Source organism: Micromonospora sp. NBC_01699 (assembly GCF_036250065.1).
Taxonomy (GTDB): domain Bacteria; phylum Actinomycetota; class Actinomycetes; order Mycobacteriales; family Micromonosporaceae; genus Micromonospora_G.
In genome coordinates, this window is the sequence record NZ_CP109199.1 from 516,713 (window position 1) to 536,976 (window position 20,264).

11 protein-coding genes and 1 tRNA gene are annotated in these 20,264 nt (G+C 66.6%); 6 read left to right on the forward strand and 6 right to left on the reverse strand.

Features of this window, described 5'->3' with window-relative positions:
- Both dpdF and dpdE read right to left on the reverse strand, forming a co-directional pair.
- A complete protein-coding gene (gene dpdF / locus OG792_RS02340; protein WP_329106904.1) occupies positions 1-2,442 on the reverse strand; it encodes a protein DpdF in 2,442 nt (813 codons plus the stop codon).
- Entirely contained in the window at positions 2,439-5,522 is a 3,084-nt protein-coding gene (gene dpdE / locus OG792_RS02345) for a protein DpdE (RefSeq protein WP_329106906.1), read from the reverse strand. Before dpdE ends, dpdF begins: the two co-directional genes overlap by 4 nt.
- Positions 5,523-6,583: 1,061 nt before the next feature.
- Between dpdE and OG792_RS02350 the strand changes: the two genes are divergently transcribed.
- The 3 genes from OG792_RS02350 to OG792_RS02360 all read left to right on the forward strand — a co-directional run bounded on the left by OG792_RS02350 (position 6,584) and on the right by OG792_RS02360 (position 9,423).
- Positions 6,584-7,936, forward strand: coding sequence for a DUF6907 domain-containing protein (locus OG792_RS02350; RefSeq protein ID WP_329106908.1), 1,353 nt, complete (start codon positions 6,584-6,586; stop codon positions 7,934-7,936).
- Between the two features lie 616 nt (positions 7,937-8,552).
- Positions 8,553-8,628 (forward strand) — tRNA-Arg (locus OG792_RS02355).
- A 600-nt stretch (positions 8,629-9,228) separates the two neighbouring features.
- On the forward strand, positions 9,229-9,423 hold the full coding sequence (locus OG792_RS02360; RefSeq protein WP_329106910.1) for a hypothetical protein: 195 nt from the start codon (positions 9,229-9,231) through the stop codon (positions 9,421-9,423).
- Positions 9,424-9,502: 79 nt separating this feature from the next.
- On the opposite strand, the gene OG792_RS02365 is transcribed toward OG792_RS02360, so the two are convergent.
- Positions 9,503-11,389 (reverse strand): serine hydrolase, encoded by a 1,887-nt coding sequence (locus OG792_RS02365; RefSeq protein ID WP_329106912.1) that lies wholly within the window; start codon positions 11,387-11,389, stop codon positions 9,503-9,505.
- 211 nt (positions 11,390-11,600) lie between these two features.
- Between OG792_RS02365 and OG792_RS02370 the strand changes: the two genes are divergently transcribed.
- Positions 11,601-14,699 (forward strand): BTAD domain-containing putative transcriptional regulator, encoded by a 3,099-nt coding sequence (locus tag OG792_RS02370; RefSeq protein ID WP_329106914.1) that lies wholly within the window; start codon positions 11,601-11,603, stop codon positions 14,697-14,699.
- Here the strand turns inward: OG792_RS02370 and OG792_RS02375 are convergent.
- The 3 genes from OG792_RS02375 to OG792_RS02390 all read right to left on the reverse strand — a co-directional run bounded on the left by OG792_RS02375 (position 14,688) and on the right by OG792_RS02390 (position 18,207).
- Positions 14,688-15,515, reverse strand: a complete 828-nt coding sequence (locus tag OG792_RS02375) for a Calx-beta domain-containing protein (protein ID WP_329106916.1) — start codon at positions 15,513-15,515, stop codon at positions 14,688-14,690. The two genes, OG792_RS02370 and OG792_RS02375, sit on opposite strands and share 12 nt — an antisense overlap.
- Positions 15,516-16,603: 1,088 nt before the next feature.
- The gene (gene gap, locus OG792_RS02385; protein ID WP_329106920.1) at positions 16,604-17,608 is read right to left on the reverse strand and encodes a type I glyceraldehyde-3-phosphate dehydrogenase; all 1,005 of its coding nucleotides are present in this window, start codon (positions 17,606-17,608) and stop codon (positions 16,604-16,606) included.
- A gap of 5 nt (positions 17,609-17,613) precedes the next feature.
- Positions 17,614-18,207 carry a TetR/AcrR family transcriptional regulator gene (locus tag OG792_RS02390; RefSeq protein ID WP_329106922.1) on the reverse strand — a complete coding sequence of 198 codons (594 nt, stop codon included), beginning with the start codon at positions 18,205-18,207 and terminating at the stop codon, positions 17,614-17,616.
- Between the two features lie 207 nt (positions 18,208-18,414).
- On the opposite strand from OG792_RS02390, the gene OG792_RS02395 reads away from it, so the two are divergent.
- Positions 18,415-19,437 carry an ATP-binding cassette domain-containing protein gene (locus OG792_RS02395; protein WP_329106923.1) on the forward strand — a complete coding sequence of 341 codons (1,023 nt, stop codon included), beginning with the start codon at positions 18,415-18,417 and terminating at the stop codon, positions 19,435-19,437.
- Positions 19,434-20,261: an ABC transporter permease gene (locus tag OG792_RS02400; protein ID WP_329106925.1), complete on the forward strand. Its 828-nt coding sequence runs from the start codon at positions 19,434-19,436 to the stop codon at positions 20,259-20,261. The genes OG792_RS02395 and OG792_RS02400 overlap by 4 nt, the downstream gene beginning before the upstream one ends.
- Positions 20,262-20,264: the final 3 nt, after the last annotated feature.

Consider the following 20,264-nt stretch of genomic DNA (forward strand, 5'->3'; position numbering starts at 1 on the left):
TCAGACCTTCCTCAGTAAATCGTAGATGTCGTAGCTGGGCGTCCACGCTTCGTGCAGGAACTGTTTGGGATTGCGCGGATCACGTCGTGTCGTCGGCGTGAGGACCACCCCAAGTGTTTGATTTGTCAGCGACGTTAACGCCCGGGCAAGGTCGGTGTCGTCGAGTCCGTGGTCCACAATAAGCAGCGTAGGCACACGCCAAGGTGCCAGGCGCCGCTCGATGAGCGAGGCTATGTCCTCCTGCCACCAGGGGTTCGGTGATCTTGAGGTCCATGCGGTGCTCGACAGCGCGGCTACGACGACGATGCCCCTCCTGATCAAGCGGTCCACCAGCGATCGGACGGCTGCGGGGTCAGGTGCGTCGAAGCGCACGCTCAGCCGGCGATCGACCGATAGCGCCCGCAGGTCGTCGTGCGCCTCCATGCTGATAGTGCCCGCCACGAGCGTGTGGTGCATGGGCGCGGAGCGCGGCAGGCTGCCAATTCGGCGGCAGTGCGGGCATCCGCCGCAGGCAACGGAGACCGGGAACCGGTCGCCGCTCTCGTCTTCGACCTGGTAGTTCCTTGCTAGGTAGCGGTTGGTGCATTCATTGAGGCCACGTACGAGATGGGTAGCCGCAGCGAGAGCTGCAGCGGATCCGCTGCGAGCGCTACGCTGGCCGGCCGCGAACCGGGTCTTGAAGGTTGACTCATCGTCGAGATCGCTCTGGAGTACTTCGACGGCTGCGGCGGACCGCTGGTTGTCAAACAGCACCTCCAAGGTGTCGTCATCCGCATCGTCGGGAACGTTTTCGGGAATAGGCCACTGGCGGCGGACCATCTTGGCGCGATCCATGGCCGAGAGTGTCTGGATGTTCCAGTAGATGTTCGCGTCGCTTGATGGATACTTCACACCCGCGTGGTCCGCCCGCAGATCGACGGTGAGGTGCGTCCCAGACCACTTTCCGTTGCGCATACTCTTCCAGCGTCTCCACGCAAGGTCCACACCGAGCAGACGCTCGTGGGAGATGGACTCCGCGAGGGCCATGTCGGCGGCAGTCCACAGCACGAGCGATGTCGTGGCCAAGCCGTCGCGCCCGGAACGGCCCACCTCCTGGTAGAGGCGATCTATTGTCTCCGGAACACACGCGTGAATGACCGTACGGATGTCTGGAATGTCGATTCCCAGACCGAACGCAGACGTCGCCACGACGACGTCGAGGTCGTCTTCCAGAGGCCCGCTCAAGCGAAGGCCGGCCACTGCAGCCTGTCGGCGTTGTGGACTGGGATTGTCGGCGATCTCGATCGTCGATCGGAAACCCGCCTTTCGAAGCCATGACTGGACAGTCTTGGTGTTGGTCGATCGCTCCGACGTGTGCAGGGTCGTGTAGACCAGAGCGGGCCGGGGTAGGTGACGGAGCGCCTCGATCAGCCGGTCGCGTTTCTCATTCTCGGTGGCACAGTGTGCGTTCCACCACGCGGGCTCCGGGCGAGTCGCCTGTCCAGACACGATCAACCGGTTCCGCCCAGGGAAGAGCCGTGTCAGCGTGGCCAGGCCGTAGGTGTCGAGGGTCCCAGTGAGCAGTACCGTGGTCGCCTGCCGCCCGTCAGGAGCCACGGCGAGCAGGCGTTGCCGCAAGCCAGCGAACGTATGGAAGGCGGGCCGGAAGGCATCGCCCCACTCAGCCACAATGTGTGCCTCGTCGATGACGATCATGTCGAGTGTGCCGCGGTTCGCAGCCTCCAGGAGTGGTCTGGCAAGGGAGAGACACGCGGCCTCGGGGCCGGCGATCGTAAGCCACTGGGAGCCGGCAGCGATACCTGTATGGATTCGGTCCTTGATAGCGCCGTCGGCGGCTCCGTAGTACGCGAACCGCTCGGTCGTCTTCAGGAAATCCTGCACTCGGCGTTCAAGGTCGATTGCTAGCGACACCGTTGGAACGATGATGATGGCCTGCTGCGGTCGGTAGCGGATCGCGCGCGTGAGCACGACGTCTGTCTTGCCTGAACCGGTGGGCAGCACGCAGATCACCGTGTCGCCTGGGCCGGCAAGCGCGGTCGCACGCAACGCGTCGCGCTGAGCGAGCGTCTTGGCGGTTGCCTGCCCGGTCGCACCTTCGTAAAAGCGGTCGGCCGGCACGCTGCCGTCGAGCCGGCGTCGAGCCCGGCGGCTGACTGGTTCGTCGGGCGGGGCACCGCCGTGCGTATCGAGCCAGCTCGGCTGCCACGGAGTTAGGGTGAGCGTGTCGCCATCTTTGAGGAGGCCATGCGGTTGCCAGATCGCTGTATCCCAACTCCGCATGGGTGTGTCGATCAGATTTAACGTGCTGGCACGGGCAAACATGAGGCCGGATCGGACAAGGACGGCGACTTCGTGCGGCGCAGGGTTGTTTGCTGCCAGGCGGCGGTCGAGCCTCGGGTCGTTGTGCCGCAGGTCGCCGAGGGCGATGGTCGGTCCGGTCATAGGCTTGGGTCGGTTATGAGGACGACGCCGCAGGCGTCGATAGCTAGATGAGGATTTTGCACGGCGGCCACGACGGCCCTGAGAACGGCGGCATCCAGTGTGGGTCCGGCACTGGCATCTAGGTGGGCCTGGAGGATGGCGCTCTCATGAGCCAACATCACCTCTGCGCCCGCCGCCGCTGCCGCTGCGGTCTCCTGGACCGCGTCCCGTTGCGCTGCCACTCGCAAGGCCCCGGCGGCTGCGCGCTCGCACAGATGCTGCCAGTCGAGGCCGTAGGTCAGGTGGTGGAACCGCTCCGGATCCACGCCGAGGTCATGCCCCGTAGCCGAGGCAAGCGCCTGACGTGCACGCTCGTCGGGTTCGCCGTGTATCGAGTGCCACCATACGGTCTCCAGTCGTGGCGGGAACAGTTGACCGAGTCGGGCTGTTGCTGCCGCCCCGGCTGCCGGGTCTTTCGCGTAGAGGTGGTCGACGGGCGCCGGCCCCGGCGTCACAATCACGTTGAACCTGAAGAACGTCAACACCGACTGAGGGTCGCGGCGCGGCTGGCGAACCTCGATGGCGAAAGCACGTCCCCGTTCGTCCATCATCGCGAGATCGACGAACCGGTTGACCATCGGCTCGCCCCACCGCAGCAAGCCGATTCCGTCGACTGCCGCAGCACGGCGGCTGGCGTAGCGGCGGCGCAGGTGGTCCGGTCCGATCTGATGGATCTGCGACTCTGTTAGACGCGGCGGTTGCCGCGAACTGATACCAAAACGCGTGCTGTTCTTTCCGACATCCTCGGTAAATCGCAGGGTCTTGACGACATAGTCGCGGAACTTGCCGGAGATTCGGGGTGATCCATCAGTCGATTGCATGCTGTCGGCCAAGTGCTGATCGTCGGCCCGGTCCTCGATTGTGTCCAGTAGGTCCTGACCCTCGATTCGACGACGCTGAGCCTCGAGGTCGTCGCGCCGGGCGACCATCTGCTTGGCTGCGTCTGGGAGTCCTGAGTCGAGGGCTAGCTCGATGAACCCGTTTTCAAGCTCGGGCAGTACGTACTGCAGTGTCGCGCTCGACTGACCGAAGATGTCGACGCCTTCGTCGAGTACCCGTCGCCATGCCCCGAGGTGAGCGTCCAAGCGTTCGTCGGCTTCAGAGAAGACAGTGGATCTCACCGGGGACGTGATGGCAGAGCCCCGTGGAGCCCATCGATCAAAGCGCCCGAGACGTTGCTCAAGGCGGGCGTTGCTAACCGGGAGATCGAGATGAAGGACCTCTTCGACGACCTGCAGGTTCAGACCCTCTTCGCTACCCCGGTCGATCACGACGATCGACCGAGAGGGTTCTGCGAGGAACAGGCTTCCGGCCTCGTCGCGCGCTTCGACGCTCATTGTCGACAGCAGGCGTACCACGCGCCCAGAGCCGAACTGCGTCTCCAGCCGTAGGGCGGCGGCCTCGGCGGTGGCCGGAAAAGAGGTGGCTACGGCAACTCGGCGCACACCGATATGGGGCCATGCCCATTCGATCATCACGTCAAATCGGTCGTTCTCCGTGCCAAGGGTCAGAATCTGGTCAATGCGATTCGCCAGCGATCGCCCAACAGGGGTGTCGGTGAGACCGTCGAGGGCGGCAGCCTCAGCCGCATCAAGATCGTGACCGGGCTCCGCGCGCAGGGCAATTGCTGCATCGGCCAACGCGGTTATAGGGGCCATGGCTCTTCCGAGCATTGCCCGGAATGCGGCGGCGGGGTTCACGGTATTGGACTCATACAACTCCATCCGTAGGTCTTCCATCAGGCGTTGAACCTCTGTCCGCCGGGTATCTGGGTCGGCAAGCAGCCACTTCTTTCCGCCGGTCCGGCCGCGGACAGGAAAAAGTTTCGCCAAGGACCCGCTGCGGCGGGTTCTGATCAGTCGACGGTGAATTCGATGCGTCTCGCTAAGTCGGGTGTGCACCCTCCGAGAAATGGCCCGTGCGGTGGCGGCATCCCGACTGGTGATTGCTGTGTCGAGCAGGTCCAGCTCACAGGCTAGCCACTGTTCGTTGGGCAGCAACCTCCGTAATGTCGTCGCTGGTTCGTTGAGGAATCGAACCGGAGTCTCGTCGCTCATCGAGGCGAGCGCCTGCGCCAGATCGTCCCTGATTTCCACTCGACGTCGAAAGTTGGCGATGTCGTCCAACGGGTAGGTTGTTGGGTCAAGGAGATGCAGCATCCTCAGGAAGCCATCCTCGTTCGATCGGACTGGCGTCGCAGACAGGAGCAACAGGCACTTGGCGGCCTTGGTGATCGCGCAGAGCGATGTGTAGCTGTGGTCGACGTCGGCGTCTAACGCCGTGAGCCGGTGCGCTTCGTCGACGACGACGAGCAGTCGCGGTGCTGCGTCAATGGCTGGAACCTCGGAGTGAGCAGCGATCGAGACTCGGTTTGGGTACTGGTCGACACGAAACTTTGAGTGAAGCTCGCTATCCCACTGGGCGACCAGGCCGTCTGGCGCAATGACCAGAATATCGCCAGCTTCGTCCATCATTAGTTGTCGAAGGATCATTCCCGCTTCGACTGTTTTGCCCAGCCCGACCTCGTCCGCGAGGAGATATCTCTTTACTGGATCTGCTAGAACCCGGCGGGCGGCACCGATTTGGTGGGCATGGAGCTCGACTCCGGACGACCAGATGCCGGCTAGTCCTTGGGAGGCTGCACGCTGTCGCATGATGTCGCCAACGAAAGCGGCGCGGCCGTCATGGAAGCCTTTACTCTCGACTACGCCGGCCTTCAGGAACGGCAAAGGATCGACAAGGGGCAACCTCCTTCGAACGCGCAATAGGTCGGCGGAAATATATTTCGTTCCGCCCTGTGTAAGGTCAACTAGATAGACGTCACCATTATCGCTCGGGCTATCGGCATACCCGGTGAGCCACCATCCTGCGTCCTTGAACCAGACCCGCTGGCGGTGCTCGAGTTGAACGATAGTGAAGTCCGACGTGAAGGGCATGGCGATCTCGTCGATGCCGGGGGCGTCGAAGAACCAGACCAGCGATCCGCCGCCAGCTATCCTTCCGATGCCGTAGATCGGGTGCCTGACGAAGTGGTCAGCCACCGAGTCGCCGCTTCCGACGGACACCGTGCGTCGTCCGAGCCGCGCGCGAGCCCATGCCACCTCCGACTGGCGCATATGGGAACTGATCGACTGCCAAAACTGGTCGTGACGAGCGGTGGCGCACGGTCTGTGCGAACGCCGATGCCACGGCGAACGAGCCTAACAAGAAGCTACGACAACTTCGGGTTGTGGCTGCGCGGCGACGCCGTCGTATCTGGACTGGGCTCTGCTTACATTCGGATTGGCCAACTAGTCGTGTTTGGGTCGTTCCAAGCGGGTAGTTGGTGCTTCACCCCAGTTTCCCATTGTTGGTAGGGAATGGACCTTGTTGAGGGGTTGGCGTTTCGTCAATCTAGCGACCTCCTGCACGGTTGCGGGTCCTTGAGCATCGCTGATCGTTGTTCCGGCCGAAACAGGCCGCAGGTACCCAGCAGGTAGCCGGCGGGTGGGCGCGTGAGTAGCCGTCTGGGCCGGTCAGTTGACAGACCCTGTTCCTTGGTCAGCCGCACGAGCTCGGCGAGGGCCTTTGCCTCGGTTGCTGGGCTCGGCCTTGGCCGTCCCCAGGTCATGTCATTCAGTGTCGTGGTCATCATGGCGCCCTCCTCGCCAGGTGCAACGCCCGGTAGGTCGGGTCGGAAAACCGTTAGATCCACAGACCGCGCGAGCCGCTACGCCACCCGCAACCCGGGTTCGAGGATGTGGTGCGGTGGCCACCCTGCTGTGGGATGGGCGGGATCGACGGCGGTACGGCGGTTGGCCGCGAATCAGCCGAGGAACTGGAGTCGCGGCTGCGGATCGAGCGGTGGTGCGGGGATGTGCGACGGGGCAGGAGAGGCCGGCCTCTCAACAGCTACGGCACGCATACCCGCTCCAGTAGACATCGTCGCCGAGGAGCCGTCCTCCATACCTCATCAGTTGCTGATGCCGATAAGTCATAGAAACGCACAGACTGTCCGACATAGTCGCCTGCGGAAGGTTGAGATTGGCGGAGCCTTCGCGTCAAAACGGCGGGAAGGAAGGTGACTCGGGCGCGGTAGAGCCCCGATCGGAGAGGAAGCACGATGTCGAAGAACATGGGCCGGCGGAAGACGGGATCGAAGAACCGTGGGCGGCGCCTTGCGCGGTCACCGCGATCAGTGGCCGTGATCCGCTCGGTTCCGATCGACGCCACCACCGCGATGCGTGAATCGCTGCCAGCGGTGAGGCACCTGGTCGGCTCGGACACGGGGCTGTCCGCCCCGGCATCGGCGTTCCGGCCTTTCTGGATGGTCGGCCCGGAGCCCACATGGTGCGCCTTCGGTCACTTCAACGACGACAGCCTCGACGACCGGCGCCATGAGAGCGTCACCGCACAGATGCGCCTGTCACTGGCCGACGTCTATGACCACGGCGCCAATATCCCCGACGAGCGTAGGTACGAGCCCGCCCGGCTGCATGTCCAACTCGTCCAACGGCTCACCGAGGCAGAGCCCGCTCTCCGGTTCTACCGCGACCACTGGGCCGAGGAGGTGTGGTTCACCTGCGCCATGGCGGAGGCGGGGGATCTTGCCGACAAGCTCGTCGCCGCAGCTGAGCGTGGCGAGGAACCCCTTCCGGTCGGACCCCCGTCCGAAGGATCACCCTTCTGGCTGACCACCGCGTGCCCGTCCTGGTGCGAGGAGACGCACGACGTCGACGGCTTCTACCAGGACCGCGAGCACGTACCCGATACCTGTGAAGACGTGATGACCAGGGTCGACCTGTGCCTGGAACGCGCGGCCGACGACTGCCCCGAGTGGCTCGAACTCATGGTCTTCCGCCACTATCGGGACTCGATCGGGACAGTGGACATGACGAAGTCCGGCTTGCTCGGTATCACTCTCACCCCTGCGGAAGCCCGTAGCTTGGCCGGCGACCTGCGGCGCCTCGTCCGCGCCGGTCAGGCGCCATCCCTGCCCGAGGTGCCGGACTCGGCCGCGTCGTCGCTGAAGGGTCCCACGCCGTTACGGCACGAGCGCGGCGAGGCCCGGTACCCCTGCCCGCGTCGCATCTTGTGGTGTAAGGGGCATTCGAAACGAGAGATCCTGGACGCGCGTAAGCCGGGCAACATCCTTCTGCATTCGATGGTCATGGACTGCGTGTCAGCCGACGGTGACATCGATTCGTATGTCCAGGTCACGTTGGAGCACGATGACGACCAGAGCCGGCCGCCGTACGCGTTCCTCACCACCCACTCTGAGGGCGCCGAACTCGGCGTCGTTGGCATCGACAGCCTCATTACGGTCCTGCGGCGAGCTCGCGCCGCCATCGTCGGCAACGACGCCGGCTTGACCTTGGCGGGCCCGACAACAAGGCCCACGGACCGCATCGGCTCGGCCACGACCAGCAACAACCAGCGACACCTGGCAGCCCTACGGGCCCCCGACGCTGCGTAAACCAACCAGCGCCTCACCCCGGCTGCCTCGGCGGTGGGTGGTCGCCTGCGCGCGAATCCAGTGACGTCAGCGCCCATCCACCGCGGCACCTCCGACCGCAGCACCCTCCGGGGCTGCGGTTCGGTTGCTTGAGACGGCCGGCATCCCTCCCGAAGCGCCCAGCGTCGCCTTCGCTCGGAGGCCAGGGGGCTATTGAGCCGCAGCGATCAGCCGTCAAGGGGGCGGCACCTGTGCACTCCCTGTGGGTGAGGGTGGCCTCTCAGGGTGGTCCTGTGGCGTATTTGCAGACGCGAGTGTCTGACGACGGGCGTGACCGTTCGTGTCTGCCAACGCCCGAGCAGGCTATGCTGCTGAAACATCGGTCCGGCCCCGGTTCGTGCCGCAATAGTGGCGAGTTGTTGATCATGCGTGGGAGCGGTGTGGGGGCCGTGGCGATTACCGACGTTCATCGAGGACTGACGAGGGCTGCCGCTGTTCGGTGACGTGACCATGCGACAAGATCATCAGCCGGCCGTGGGGTCCACGTGGGGTCCCTGGTCGGGGATGCGACGGCTACCGACGTCTACCGCTCCCCGTCGACGGTTACCGCTCGCAGGCAGGTACCCTGTTGGCTTGCGCCCTCGTAGCTCAGGGGATAGAGCGTCGGTTTCCTAAACCGTGTGTCGCAGGTTCGAATCCTGCCGGGGGCACCAACGCAAGGCTCTGACCAGCAAAAAGCCAGTCAGGATTTCGAAATCCTTCTATGCGGTTTTGAATCGTCCCCCGGAATCCCCTCGATAACGCCTATGGGCGATCGGGTTACGGCCGGTCCGCGCCGTGGGATGTCGGATGTTGTCCCTGCGTGTTTGTCCGGTCCGGTGTGGGTCATGGTGGTATCGGCGTACCGACCCCCAGACCCGAGGGTCGTAGCCGGTCTTGCTGACGCGCGGGTCGACGTGCACAGGCATCATTGGAGGATGGTGGGCGCCGTGCGGTGCTCAGAAAGGCGGCACAGTGACCGGTACCGGCATGGCGCCCCCTTTACGGCCTCCAAGCTTCGACAAACAGCGACAAGCGACCATCACCGCTTGGTGACGTTCTCGCAGCTCAATGCGAAAGCTTGGCAAGCGACGACAAGCTGGACGCCGTGACGGTCGGTAACCGTGTGTCGCTGGTTCGAATCCTGCCGGGGCACGAACACGATGTCCTGACCTGCAACAAGCCAACCGGGGCCTAGATGTCCGTCGATGCAATGTTGCATCGTCCCCGACCCCCCGGGTAACACCTATGGGCGATCAGGTTCCAGCTGACCCGTGCTGTGGGGTGTCGAGGCTGCCCCTGCGTATCCATCCGGTCCGGCGTGGGCAGGGTTCTACGTCGGCGCCAACAGCACCTCGTTCTACCGCACCGGCCTCGGCTCCCGCCAGACGATCTGTTTCAAGGTCCGGGCCCACAACACGGCGGGCTACTCCGCCTGGAACAACATCAGCTGCGCCACCACGTACTGACGCGCTGTGCCGGTCTTGGCCGCACTGTCTCGTGCGGCCAAGACCGACGTCTGCACCTGATCTGGCCGGTCGGTTGTCGCTACGGCAGCGAGTTGAGCACGATGGCGCCGATGTCACGGCCGAGTTGGGTGGTGCTCTGGGCGCCGGAACGGTCGTTCATCATGACAGCCACCACGATGCCGTCTTCGGGATAGATCCGCAGGTAGGCGAGGGCGCCCGTCCACGAGCCGTCCTTGGCGACCACCTGGTGGCCGTTCTCGACGCCGGTGCTCCAGCCGTAGGCGTAGCTGCTGTCGGCGTCCGGTGCGGTCCACATGGTGTCCAGCGACGCCTGGGTCAGGATCTGGCCTGCCGCGAGCTTGGCGCCGAACCGGCCCAGGTCGTACACGTTCGACTGGATCCCGCCGCCGAGGGTTTTCCAGTCCTTGTTCTCGAGCGGCACCTCCGCGTTGCTGGTCGTGTACATGGTCATCCGCCGGACGCCGGCGCTCAGGTCTGCCGGGGCGAGAGTGCCGAGACCGTAGGGACTGGTCAGCTTCGTACGCACCAGGTTCTTGATGTTGTCGCCGCCGGCTGCTTCCAGATCGGCGCCGAGCAGGGTGTATCCCAGGGTGGAGTAGTAGTAGTCCGGAGGCGTGCAGACCAGCGGCTCGTCCCAGAACTCGTCGGCGGCGGCGAGAGCGGTCGCGTACGGCAGGTTGTTGAAGCCGGACGTGTCGATGTCTCCGTAGTCGCCGACGCAGCCGCGGTTGCTCACCAGGTCGCCCACGGTGTGGGTGTGGTGCGCCGGCATCGACGGCACGAGATCGCGGCTGTCGTCGTCGAGGTCGACCAGCCCCTGCTCGACCATCCGCATGGTCAGCACGCCACCGACGGCTTTGCTCACCGACGCGAGGCCGCCCACGTGCTCGCTGTCCATCCACGTGTTGTCGTCGATGTCGGCGAAGCCGAAGCCGCGCAGGTATTTCGCCTGGTTGTCATGGAACACCGCCACGCTGATGCCGGGCACGGCGGTGCTGTCCAGTTCGGCCTGGATCCTGGTGTTGACAGCATTTTTCAACGCCCAGTCCGGACGGTCGTTGTTCTGCCGCCAGATTCCGGCGTATCGCGCGCCGCCGGCGGTGTCGTACTTGTTGTAGGCCACCAGCCGGTAGCCCTCGTCGGAGTAGCGGTGCCAGTGGTTGGCGAACATCGCGGCGGTCATGTCGCGGCGTTCGGCCCAGCCGCGGCCGTTGCGGTTCTCCACCCAGATGCCGGCGTAGCGCTGACCCGCGGTGGTCCGCACCGACTCGAACGTCAACATCCGGTAGTCGCGCTGAAGCTCGGCGAACTTCGTCGAGAACTCAGCGGAGGTGAGATCGCGCCACAGCGCCCACGCGAGGCTCTCGGCGTTCTGGACCCAGATCACCGAGTAGCGCAGGCCCTGCGATGTGTCGTACACGTCGATGTCGATGGGCATTCGTCCGGCGCGGCGCTGCTCGTCGAATTTTGTCGAGAACTCGGCGCTGGTCAGCCCTCTGAACGAGGCCCAGGACAGGTTTTCCACGTTCTCGACCCAGACCCCGGCGTAGCGACGTGCCCCGCCCACGAGGTAGGTCTCCTGCTCGGTCAGCCGCATTCCCTGGTTGCCGGCCTCGACCCAGGCGGCATGAAACCCTGCGTCGTCGAGGTCGCGCAGCTCCTTCCAGCCCCGTTTGTCGATGTTCTGCTGCCACACCGAGCCGACCCGATAGGCTCCGCCGGTGGTGTCGATGTCCAGGTCGTCGATCAGGTAGTTCTTGCTGTGCGTGGCGAACGAGGTCGCGAACTGGGCGCTGGTCTGGTCACGCAACGACAGCCACGAGACCGAGTCCGGATCGAAGATCGGGGACGGCGCGCCCGGCACTGCCAGTGCTGGCGGGCCGCTCAGCGCCGCGCCGGCCAGGACCGTGGCGAGCACGACCGCCACCCGTCTGCGCATGGTCATGATGCACTCCTGACGTCTGATGTGCCTGTCTGGCACAGGTGAGACGAACGAGTGCCTACGGTCCGGCAGTCCATGGGGCGAGCGCTGCCGATCCTGAACTCGGTTGAACACGGGGGCTGAACATTGTTGAACAGATGGACCTGTCGGGGCATCGACCGAAGCCGTCAACTTGGCGAACGCGGCGGCTATCGTGTTTCAGGAGGGTGGCCGGATGACCGACGACAAGGGCATGTCAGACCTGACCCGCATGTTGCGCCAGCTACGGCGGCGCGAGGCGCGGGGGCGGGGCGGCGCGGAGCTGACCTACCGGGAGTTGGCCACCAGGACGGGTTGGTCACTCGGGATCATCGCGCAGTACTTCTCCGGCAAGTCGCTTCCGCCGGTAGACCGGTTCGACGTCCTGGTCCGGCTGCTGGGCGCCTCTCCTGCTGAGCTGGGCGTTCTCGCTACGGCGCGGGACAGGGCCGATGACCATCGGCGCGGTCCCACCCCGGCGGCGGGCGGCGCCACCCCGCATCGTGCCGACGTCAGGCTGCTCGGACCGGTGGAGGTGGTCGGGCCGGGCGGCCGGGCGGCGCTGGTGGGTGTGCGGCAGCGGGCCCTGATCGGCCTGCTGGCCCTCGAAGCCGGCCGAGTCGTCACCAAGACCCGGCTGGTGGACGCGCTGTGGGGCGAGGCGCCACCCCGGACCGCGATCGAGAGCCTGTACAGCCATGTCGCACGGGTCCGCAGCTCCCTCGACGCCTGTGGACTGCCGGGCCTGCTGATGACCCGCGCCTCGGGATACGTCCTCGCGGCACGGCCCGACGAGGTGGACGTGACCCGCTTTGCCAAACTGGCAGCTCAAGCGCGACCGGCCCTTGCCGACGGCAGGACGGCCGATGCCGCCGCAGGTCTTCGTGACGCGCTGGCCCTCTGGCGGGGTGACGCGCTGGCCGACGCGCAACCGGCTGGTTGGGGGGCGGCGGAGGTCGACCGGCTGCACGAGATGTGGCTGAGCGCGCAGGAAGATCTGTTGGACGCACGGCTGCGCCTCGGCGAGCATGTCCTCGCTGTCGATGAGCTGGAAAGGCTGCTCGTCACCCGTCCGGCCCGGGAGCGACTTGTCGAACTGCTCATGGTCGCCCTCTACCGGGGTGGACGGCACAACGAGGCTGTCGAGGCGTACCAGAGGCTGCGCGGCCATCTTGCCGAGCAGTTGGGCGTGGAGCCCGGTCCCCGAGCGGCACACGTGTACACAGCCGTGCTGCGCCGGTCCCCCGAGCTTGATCTCGACTCCGGGGTCGCGGCCCGGAGGGGGATATCCAGACCGGCGCAGCTGCCGTCGCGAGTGGGCCATTTCGTCGGCCGTGACGGGGAACTCGCCGTCCTGGGCGGCCTGCTGAAGGGCTCCGCGAAGGCCGGTCGGTTGGGTGTGGTGTGCGGCCCGGCAGGCATGGGCAAGACCGCGCTTGCGGTGCAGTGGGCACACCGGGTCGCCGGCAGGTTTCCCGACGGGCAGCTCTACCTTGACCTGCGCGGCCACGACCCCGCCACCGCGATGCCGGTCGCCGAGGCGCTGGCGCACCTGCTCCGCGGGCTCGATGTGCCGTCCGACCAGATACCGGCCGATCTGGCCAAGCTGGTCGGCCTGTACCGGTCGGCGCTGCACGACCGGCGCGTCCTGATCCTGCTCGACAACGCCGCCGCAGCTGATCAGGTGACCTCACTGGTGCCCCCGTCGGGTGGCAGCCTGCTGCTGGCGACCAGCCGCAACCAGCTGGCCGGCCTCGCGGTGGACTACGCCGTGATCAGTGTTGACGTCGACGTGCTCTCGGCCGGGGAGGCGCTGACGCTGCTGAGCCGGGTGCTGGGCGTCGACCGCGTCGACCGGGAACAGGCCGCGGCCAGCAAGCTCATCGACCTTTGCGGTCGGATGCCCCTGGCCCTGCGGATCGCCGCGGCCAAGCTCGCCACCCGCCCGCCGCGGCCGATCGCGGAGCTCACTGCCGATCTGGCCGGCGCCGACCGGCTTGCCACCCTGGCCGTCCCAGGGGACTCGCGCAGCATCAGAACCGTCTTCGCTAGCGCCTACCAGGCCCTGAGCCCGGCTGCCGCATGCCTGTTCCGCCGAATGGGCCTGCACCCCGGCGCCACGTTCACGCTGGCGCTCGCGGCGGCGGTCGTCGGCGCCTCCGTCGTCCAAGCCCGCAGCGCGCTCGACGAGCTGGCCGGTGTCCACCTGCTGATCGACATGGGCGCCGGCCGTTACCGCTTTCACGACCTCATCCGCCTCTACGCCGGTGAGCAGGCCGAGTCCAACGAGGACGAGGTGAGCCGGATCATCGACTGGCACCTGATCGTGGCTGACGCCGCCAACCGGGTGTTCGACCCGGCACGCGACCGGGCGGGACCACTGTCGGTCCACCCGCCCATCGAAGCCCCGTTCCCCGCCGATCATGACAGCGCGCTGGCCTTCCTCGATGAGGAGCGCGCCAATCTGCTGCCGGTGGTGCGCCACGCAGGCGAACAGGGCCACGACCGCGCCGTGTGGCAGCTTGCCTACCTGCTGACCAGCTTCAATCTCGTACGCGGGCACCGGGCCGACCAGGTCGAGATGTGCCGCTTCGGCCTGGCCGCAGCGCAGCGCCTCGACGACCCGACGGCCGAGGCGCTGATGCGAAGTCTGCTCGGCATGGCCTGCAACGGCACGCAACGTTACGCAGAGGCGCTGGAGCACCTGCAACACGCCCTTGCGCTCACCCGGACCGTCGGCGACAAGCGGGGGCAGGGCATGGCGCTCAACAACATCGCCATGGCGTACGGCCGGTTGGGCCGGCTGGACGCGGCAGCCGACGCGTTCGGTGAGGCCCTGGCGCTGCACACCGCTGACAGCCACCCGCCGGGCATCGCCCTTGCCCTCAACAACCTCGGTCACATCTACACCCTGATGGGTAGGCCGGAACTCGCCCTCGAGCCGCTGTCGCAGGCGCTCGCGCTCGCCCGGGAAATCGGCCACTCCCCGCTGGAGGCGTCCGCGCTGCACAGCCTCGGCGAGGTCCACCTCGCCGAGGCTGAGCACGACAATGCGCTCGACTGCTTCACGAAGGTTCTGACGATCCGGCGACGGATCGGCGAACGGCGCCGGGAGGCCGAAACGCTCAACCTCATCGGCCTCACCCTCCAGGGTCGTGGCGACCACGCAGCCGCCACCGGACACTTCCGACAGGCCTTGGCGCTCAGCGTAGAGCTCGGCGACCGGCACCTCGAGGCGGCGACCCTGGCCCACCTGCGCGATGACCAGCCGGCCGAAGGAGTCTCACGCGCTTAGAAGGGTGACCACGGCCACGCCGTCGACGACGACACCGTGCGAGGGCGCAAAGATCCGGACATTGAACCATCGCCGCTGCGGGCCTGCCGGACGCGACAGCAGCTTGACCGACAGCGCGACCAGCTTCGCCCCCGCTGGCACGGCCGCCACCCGGTCGGGGACCCCGACGAAGTCGACGCCCGCTTCGGCGGTCCCGTCCGCAGTTCCCCAGCGCACCGTCATCGCTGGTCCCGGTGGCGGAACCACGTAGATCGCGCCTTCGACCAAGTCGCACAGAAGCCGTTGTTCACCGGCTATCCACGGCTCACCGGGCGGCGGCGTCTGGTCGACGACCCACTGCGGGCAGACCTGGTCGTCCACCGCCCAGGCAAACCCGAGGCCATCGTCATCGACAATGCGCCCGTGCCCGACGCCGTGGGCCACCCTGACACCCGGGCTCGGGTTGACGAGCGTCACTCGGAAGTCTTCCAGCGCGGATTCCGGCACGCTGTCGAGCGCCACCGTGACAGTGATTCTGCGGGTGGTGGAATCCCCCGCAGCCCAGCGCAGCTGGCTCCCTGACAACGCGAAGTCCACGCCCGGCTGGGCGGCGCCAGCCGTGACCGTGTAGGCGACCTGGCCCGAGGCCGCACACCCGCCCGAGAACACCGTGAAGATCAACCTGCCGGCGCCCTCGTTGACCGTCACCTCGGGATTGATGACGATCACACGCTGGCAGGCCGCCAGACCCGGACTGCCGACAGTCACCAACGAAACCGCGATGACGAAGACCGCAATGACACATCTGGCGAGTACCCGCCTCAACTCTTGCACCATACGAAGCATCCTCGGTCCGCTGTCTTGCACGAAGCTTGTGGGCCGGGCTTCCCTGTGACATGGACAGCTGATCGAGGCTTCCTGGACGTCTGCGTCCGCTATGCCCGGGCGGCGGGCACGACCAGGCCGGCCTCGTAGGCCATCGCCACGGCTTGCGCCCGGCTGGACAGCGCGAGCCTGCTCATCAGCCGGCCGAGGTGGGTCTTGACGGGCTTCATTGAGAAGAAACAGCTCGCCGTGTCGGCCGGAGCCGGTTGCTTGGAGGTGGACCGACGGTGGACCCACTCATGGTTACCGCAGCGACGATACTTGCCGCCCTGGACGACCACCGAACTCGCCCAGGGCGGCCGGTAGGCGGTGTCCGCGCTGATCGATTTCCTGCGAGAACGATTCCGGCGCGAGCCAGAGGCGCGAGAGGTCATCGAGGGCTTGCTCCACCAGCCATCACAGGACGCCGCTTATCCCCTTGCGGTGTTGCTCAATCGCGAGGCGCGACGCGACCCGGAGTTCGGCGCAGAGTTCCAAGACCGATGGCAGCAGACTGGCCTGCCGGGTGACGTGTACAAGAAGGGCCGGGAAGAGGCGCGGCCGTCGCAGCCGGTCCGGACGGCGTGGCGAACTCCATCTCGGGCGATGTCAGCGGCCCTGTAGTGCGGGCGCGTGACGTTCACGGGGGTATCTCGTTCGGAGGCGACAAGTGATCCTGGCTGGACCACCGCTGCGGGCCGTTGATGGCGAAGTCAGCTCCCAGGCTCTGTGACATGTCAGGCACGCGAGACGTTGGCGGGCAACGGGGTGCTCGGATGCCCCGGCCGAACGGCCGGGCATCCTCGGGCCGCCCCGCTGTACGGTGCCGAACGCGCCCTGACCACAGCCGGCGCGTGCGGTTGGTCTTGCGTGACCTCCATCGGGCTCTCGGCGGCGGACCCTCGCGCCGGCCCGCAGTGGCTGACGCGTCACGTCGTCTCGCATCGGCCTAAGTAGGGCGGTGCTGCGCGGGTTCGAGGCGCCCGGCCTCCTACCGCGACCCGAGGACTGGCGCTGTGGTCCTTCACGCCGCCGGAGGCCCAGCCCCCACCTGCCCCGCGTCAGGTGGCTGCTCCGATTCGCTCGGAGAACTCGACGAGGCGGTTCGAGAATCCCCACTCGTTGTCGTACCAGCCGAACACCTTGACCTGGTTCCCGACGGCTTCGGTCAGCGGCGCGTCGAAGATCGACGAGTACGGGTTGCCGACGATGTCCGCCGAGACCAGCGGCGCCTCGGAGTACTGCAAATAGCGTTGCAGCCGCGGCGAGGCGGCCGCCTCGCGGAACGCCGCGTTGACGTCCTCGACGCCCGCGCTCTGCCGCAGGACCACGGTGAGGTCGGTGATCGAGCCGACCGGGACGGGGACGCGCAGCGCGGCGCCGGTAAGGCGCCCGTCGAGTTCGGGGATGACCTTGCCGATCGCCTTCGCCGCGCCCGACGACGTGGGGATGGTCGAGACGGCGGCCGCGCGGGCCCGGCGCAGGTCGGAGTGCGGGGCGTCGTGCAGCCGCTGATCGCCGGTGTAGGCGTGGATCGTCGTCATCAGTCCTGACTCGATGCCGAACGAGTCGTTCAGCACCTTGGCCAGCGGCGCTAGCGAGTTCGTGGTGCACGAGCCGTTGGAGAAGACATCGTGGCTGTTCGGGTCGAGCCTGTCGTCGTTCACCCCGAGTACGAACGTGGGTACGTCCCCCTTGGCCGGCGCCGAGATGATGACCTTCCTCGCGCCGCCCTTGAGATGGGCCGCAGCCGTGACTCCGTCTGTGAAGTGGCCGGTGGACTCGATGACGACGTCGGCGCCGACGTCACCCCAGGGGATGGTGGCCGGGTCGGGCTGTGCGAAGACCGCGATGCGCGAACCCCGTACCGTGATCGCGTCGCCCTCGACGGCGACGCCGTCGAGGTGGCCGAAGATGGAGTCCCACTCAAGCAGAGTGGCCAGCGTACGGGCGTCGGTGAGGTCGTTGACCGCGACCACCTCGACGTCGGCGTCGTTCGCCAGGGCGGCACGTAGGTAGCTGCGCCCGATCCGCCCGAACCCGTTGATCCCGATGCGTACCGTCATGACGTTCAGTTCCTCCTGTCGTTCTTGTTGTTCGGCGCGGACGGTGCCGCCGCCCGGAGCAGGTCGAGGGCGCCGGCGCGGGCGTCGTCGAACCTGCCCGGGTCCTGCTGCGCGATCGCGAGCACGTAGCCGCCCTGTAGGACGGCCATCAGGGTGTGGGCGAGGCGCTCGGGGTCGAGGTCGCCCCGCAGCTCGCCCGCGGCGACCGCCTCGCGAAGCACCTTCACCCAGTTGACGTGGACCTGGGCGAACGCACGAGCCACCGGGGCAAGCAGCACCGGGTCCTCGCGGACCTGCGGGTCCTGGGTCATCCGGCCGACCTTGCAGCCCTTGAGGGCGTCGCGGGGACGCATCAGGTAGGCCTCGATCCGGGCCATCGGGTCGCCCGGACCGTCGAGCTCGGAGGCGGCCGGCAGCAGATCGGCTACGTTGCGCTCAAGGGCGGCGAGCGCGAGGTCCCGTTTGGTCGGGAAGTGGTGGTACATGCTGCCCTGGCCCACCCCGGACCGTTCGCGTACGTCACGTGGGCTCGTGTCGGCGTAGCCGCGCTCCCACATGAGCTCGCTCATCGTCTCGACCAGCAGTTGTCGCGAGTCCATGCCAATAGTTTGTACATACCAGTAGGTACAGCGCAACCGCTTCACGCACGTGACCTGAGCTGCGGCATGTTTCCGCAGCTCACGGACCTGACCAACGTCAGCAGGCGGGCTCGACTCCGAGGGCGCCGCCACGGTCGTGACACCAGATCAACTCGGTGTCGGTGGCGTGTCGGGGCGGTGTCAGCCGGGCCTTGCAACCTGGTCGGCATGACAGCAGATCTGGTGATCGAGGCAGAGGGCCTCGTCAAGCAATTCGGGAAGACGAGGGCGCTACAGGGCGTGGACCTGGCCGTACCTCGGGGGACGGTGCTCGGGGTGCTCGGTCCGAACGGTGCAGGCAAGACGACCGCCGTACGCATTCTCTCCACGCTCCTGGTCCCGGACGGCGGCACGGCTCGGATCAGCGGCTTCGACGTCGTACGGGACGCGGAGCGGGTCCGGCAGGTGATCGGTCTCACCGGCCAGTACGCCTCCGTTGACGAGGACCTGACCGGCCGGCAGAACCTGGAACTGTTCGGCACGCTGCTCGAACTCGGGCGGGCCGGGTCCCGCCGCCGGGCCGCCGAACTGCTCGAATGGTTCGACCTGACCGACGCCGCCAACCGGCCGGCGAAGACGTACTCGGGTGGGATGCGGCGGCGGCTGGACCTGGCCGCGAGTCTGGTCGGCTCCCCGGACGTGATTTTCCTCGACGAGCCGACGACGGGACTCGACCCGGCCAAGCGCGAGGACATGTGGGACGTGGTGCGGTCATTGGTGACGAACGGGGCGACCGTGCTGCTCACCACGCAGTATCTGGAGGAGGCGGACGCGCTCGCGGACGCGATCACGGTGATCGATCACGGCCGGGTGATCGCGTACGACACGCCGGAGGGGCTCAAGCGGGTCGTCGGTGGCCAGACCCTTGAGGTGCGGCCGTCGGACCCGGTGGACCTTGACCGGACCGCCGCGATTCTGTCCGAGGTGTCCTCGGGTGCCCGGGCCGACGAGATCCGCAAGGGCGTGCTGGCGGTGCCGGTCACCGACGACGCGGCCTTGACCGAGAGCGTCGCCCGGTTCGCCGCCGCCCGGATCGGTGTCACCGAACTGTCCCTGCACCTGCCGAGCCTGGACGAGGTGTTCTTCAGCCTCACCGGCCGCACCGCGTCCGCCGACGACACGACCAAGACCAAGACCACGACCACTACCGGGACCGAGGGTTCCACGAAGATCAAGGAGGTGGCGGCATGAGCACGATGGTCGAATCAGCCCCGAGAGCCAGCAGTGTGTTGTCGGCGGTGGCCCCGAATCCGCGACCATTTCGGCTGGTCCGGCACTCGCTCGCACTCGCAAAAAGAAGCCTGATAAAAACCTGGCGTACGCCCGAAGCACTGATCGACGTCACGTTGCAGCCGGTGCTGTTCCTCATTATCTTCGTCTACATTTTCGGCGGCGCGGTTGCCGGCTCGACCCATGATTACCTGCAATTTCTGCTGCCGGGCATCCTGGCCCAGACTATCGCGACGGGCAGCATCGCGATCGGCGTCAACCTCAACACCGACATCGCCAAGGGCATTTTCGACCGGTTCCGTTCGCTGCCGATCCCGCGTTCCGCACCCCTGCTCGGCGCGGTCCTCGGCGACGTCGTCCGGTACGTGATCGTCACGATCTCGACCCTCGCGATCGGTTACCTGCTCGGCTTCCGGATCGACTCCGGCCCGTTGAGCGCGATCGCGGGCTGCCTGCTCGCGGTGCTGTTCGCACTCTGCCTGAGCTGGCTGCCGGTCTTCGTCGGCATGAAGGTACGCACACCGGGTGCCGTACAGGGTCTGATGTTTGCCCTGATCATGCCGCTGAGTTTCGCGTCCAACGTGTTCGTCAGCGCCGACACGCTGCCCGGTTGGATGCAGGCGTTCGTCGACGTCAACCCGATGACCCACCTGGTGGCGGCGGTACGCGGACTGTTCCTCGGTACGCCGGTCGGCTCGCACGTCTGGTGGACCCTTGCCTGGTGCGCCGGTTTCGTGGCGGTCTTCATGCCACTGGCACTGCGCGCCTACCGCAAGAAGGTCTGACGC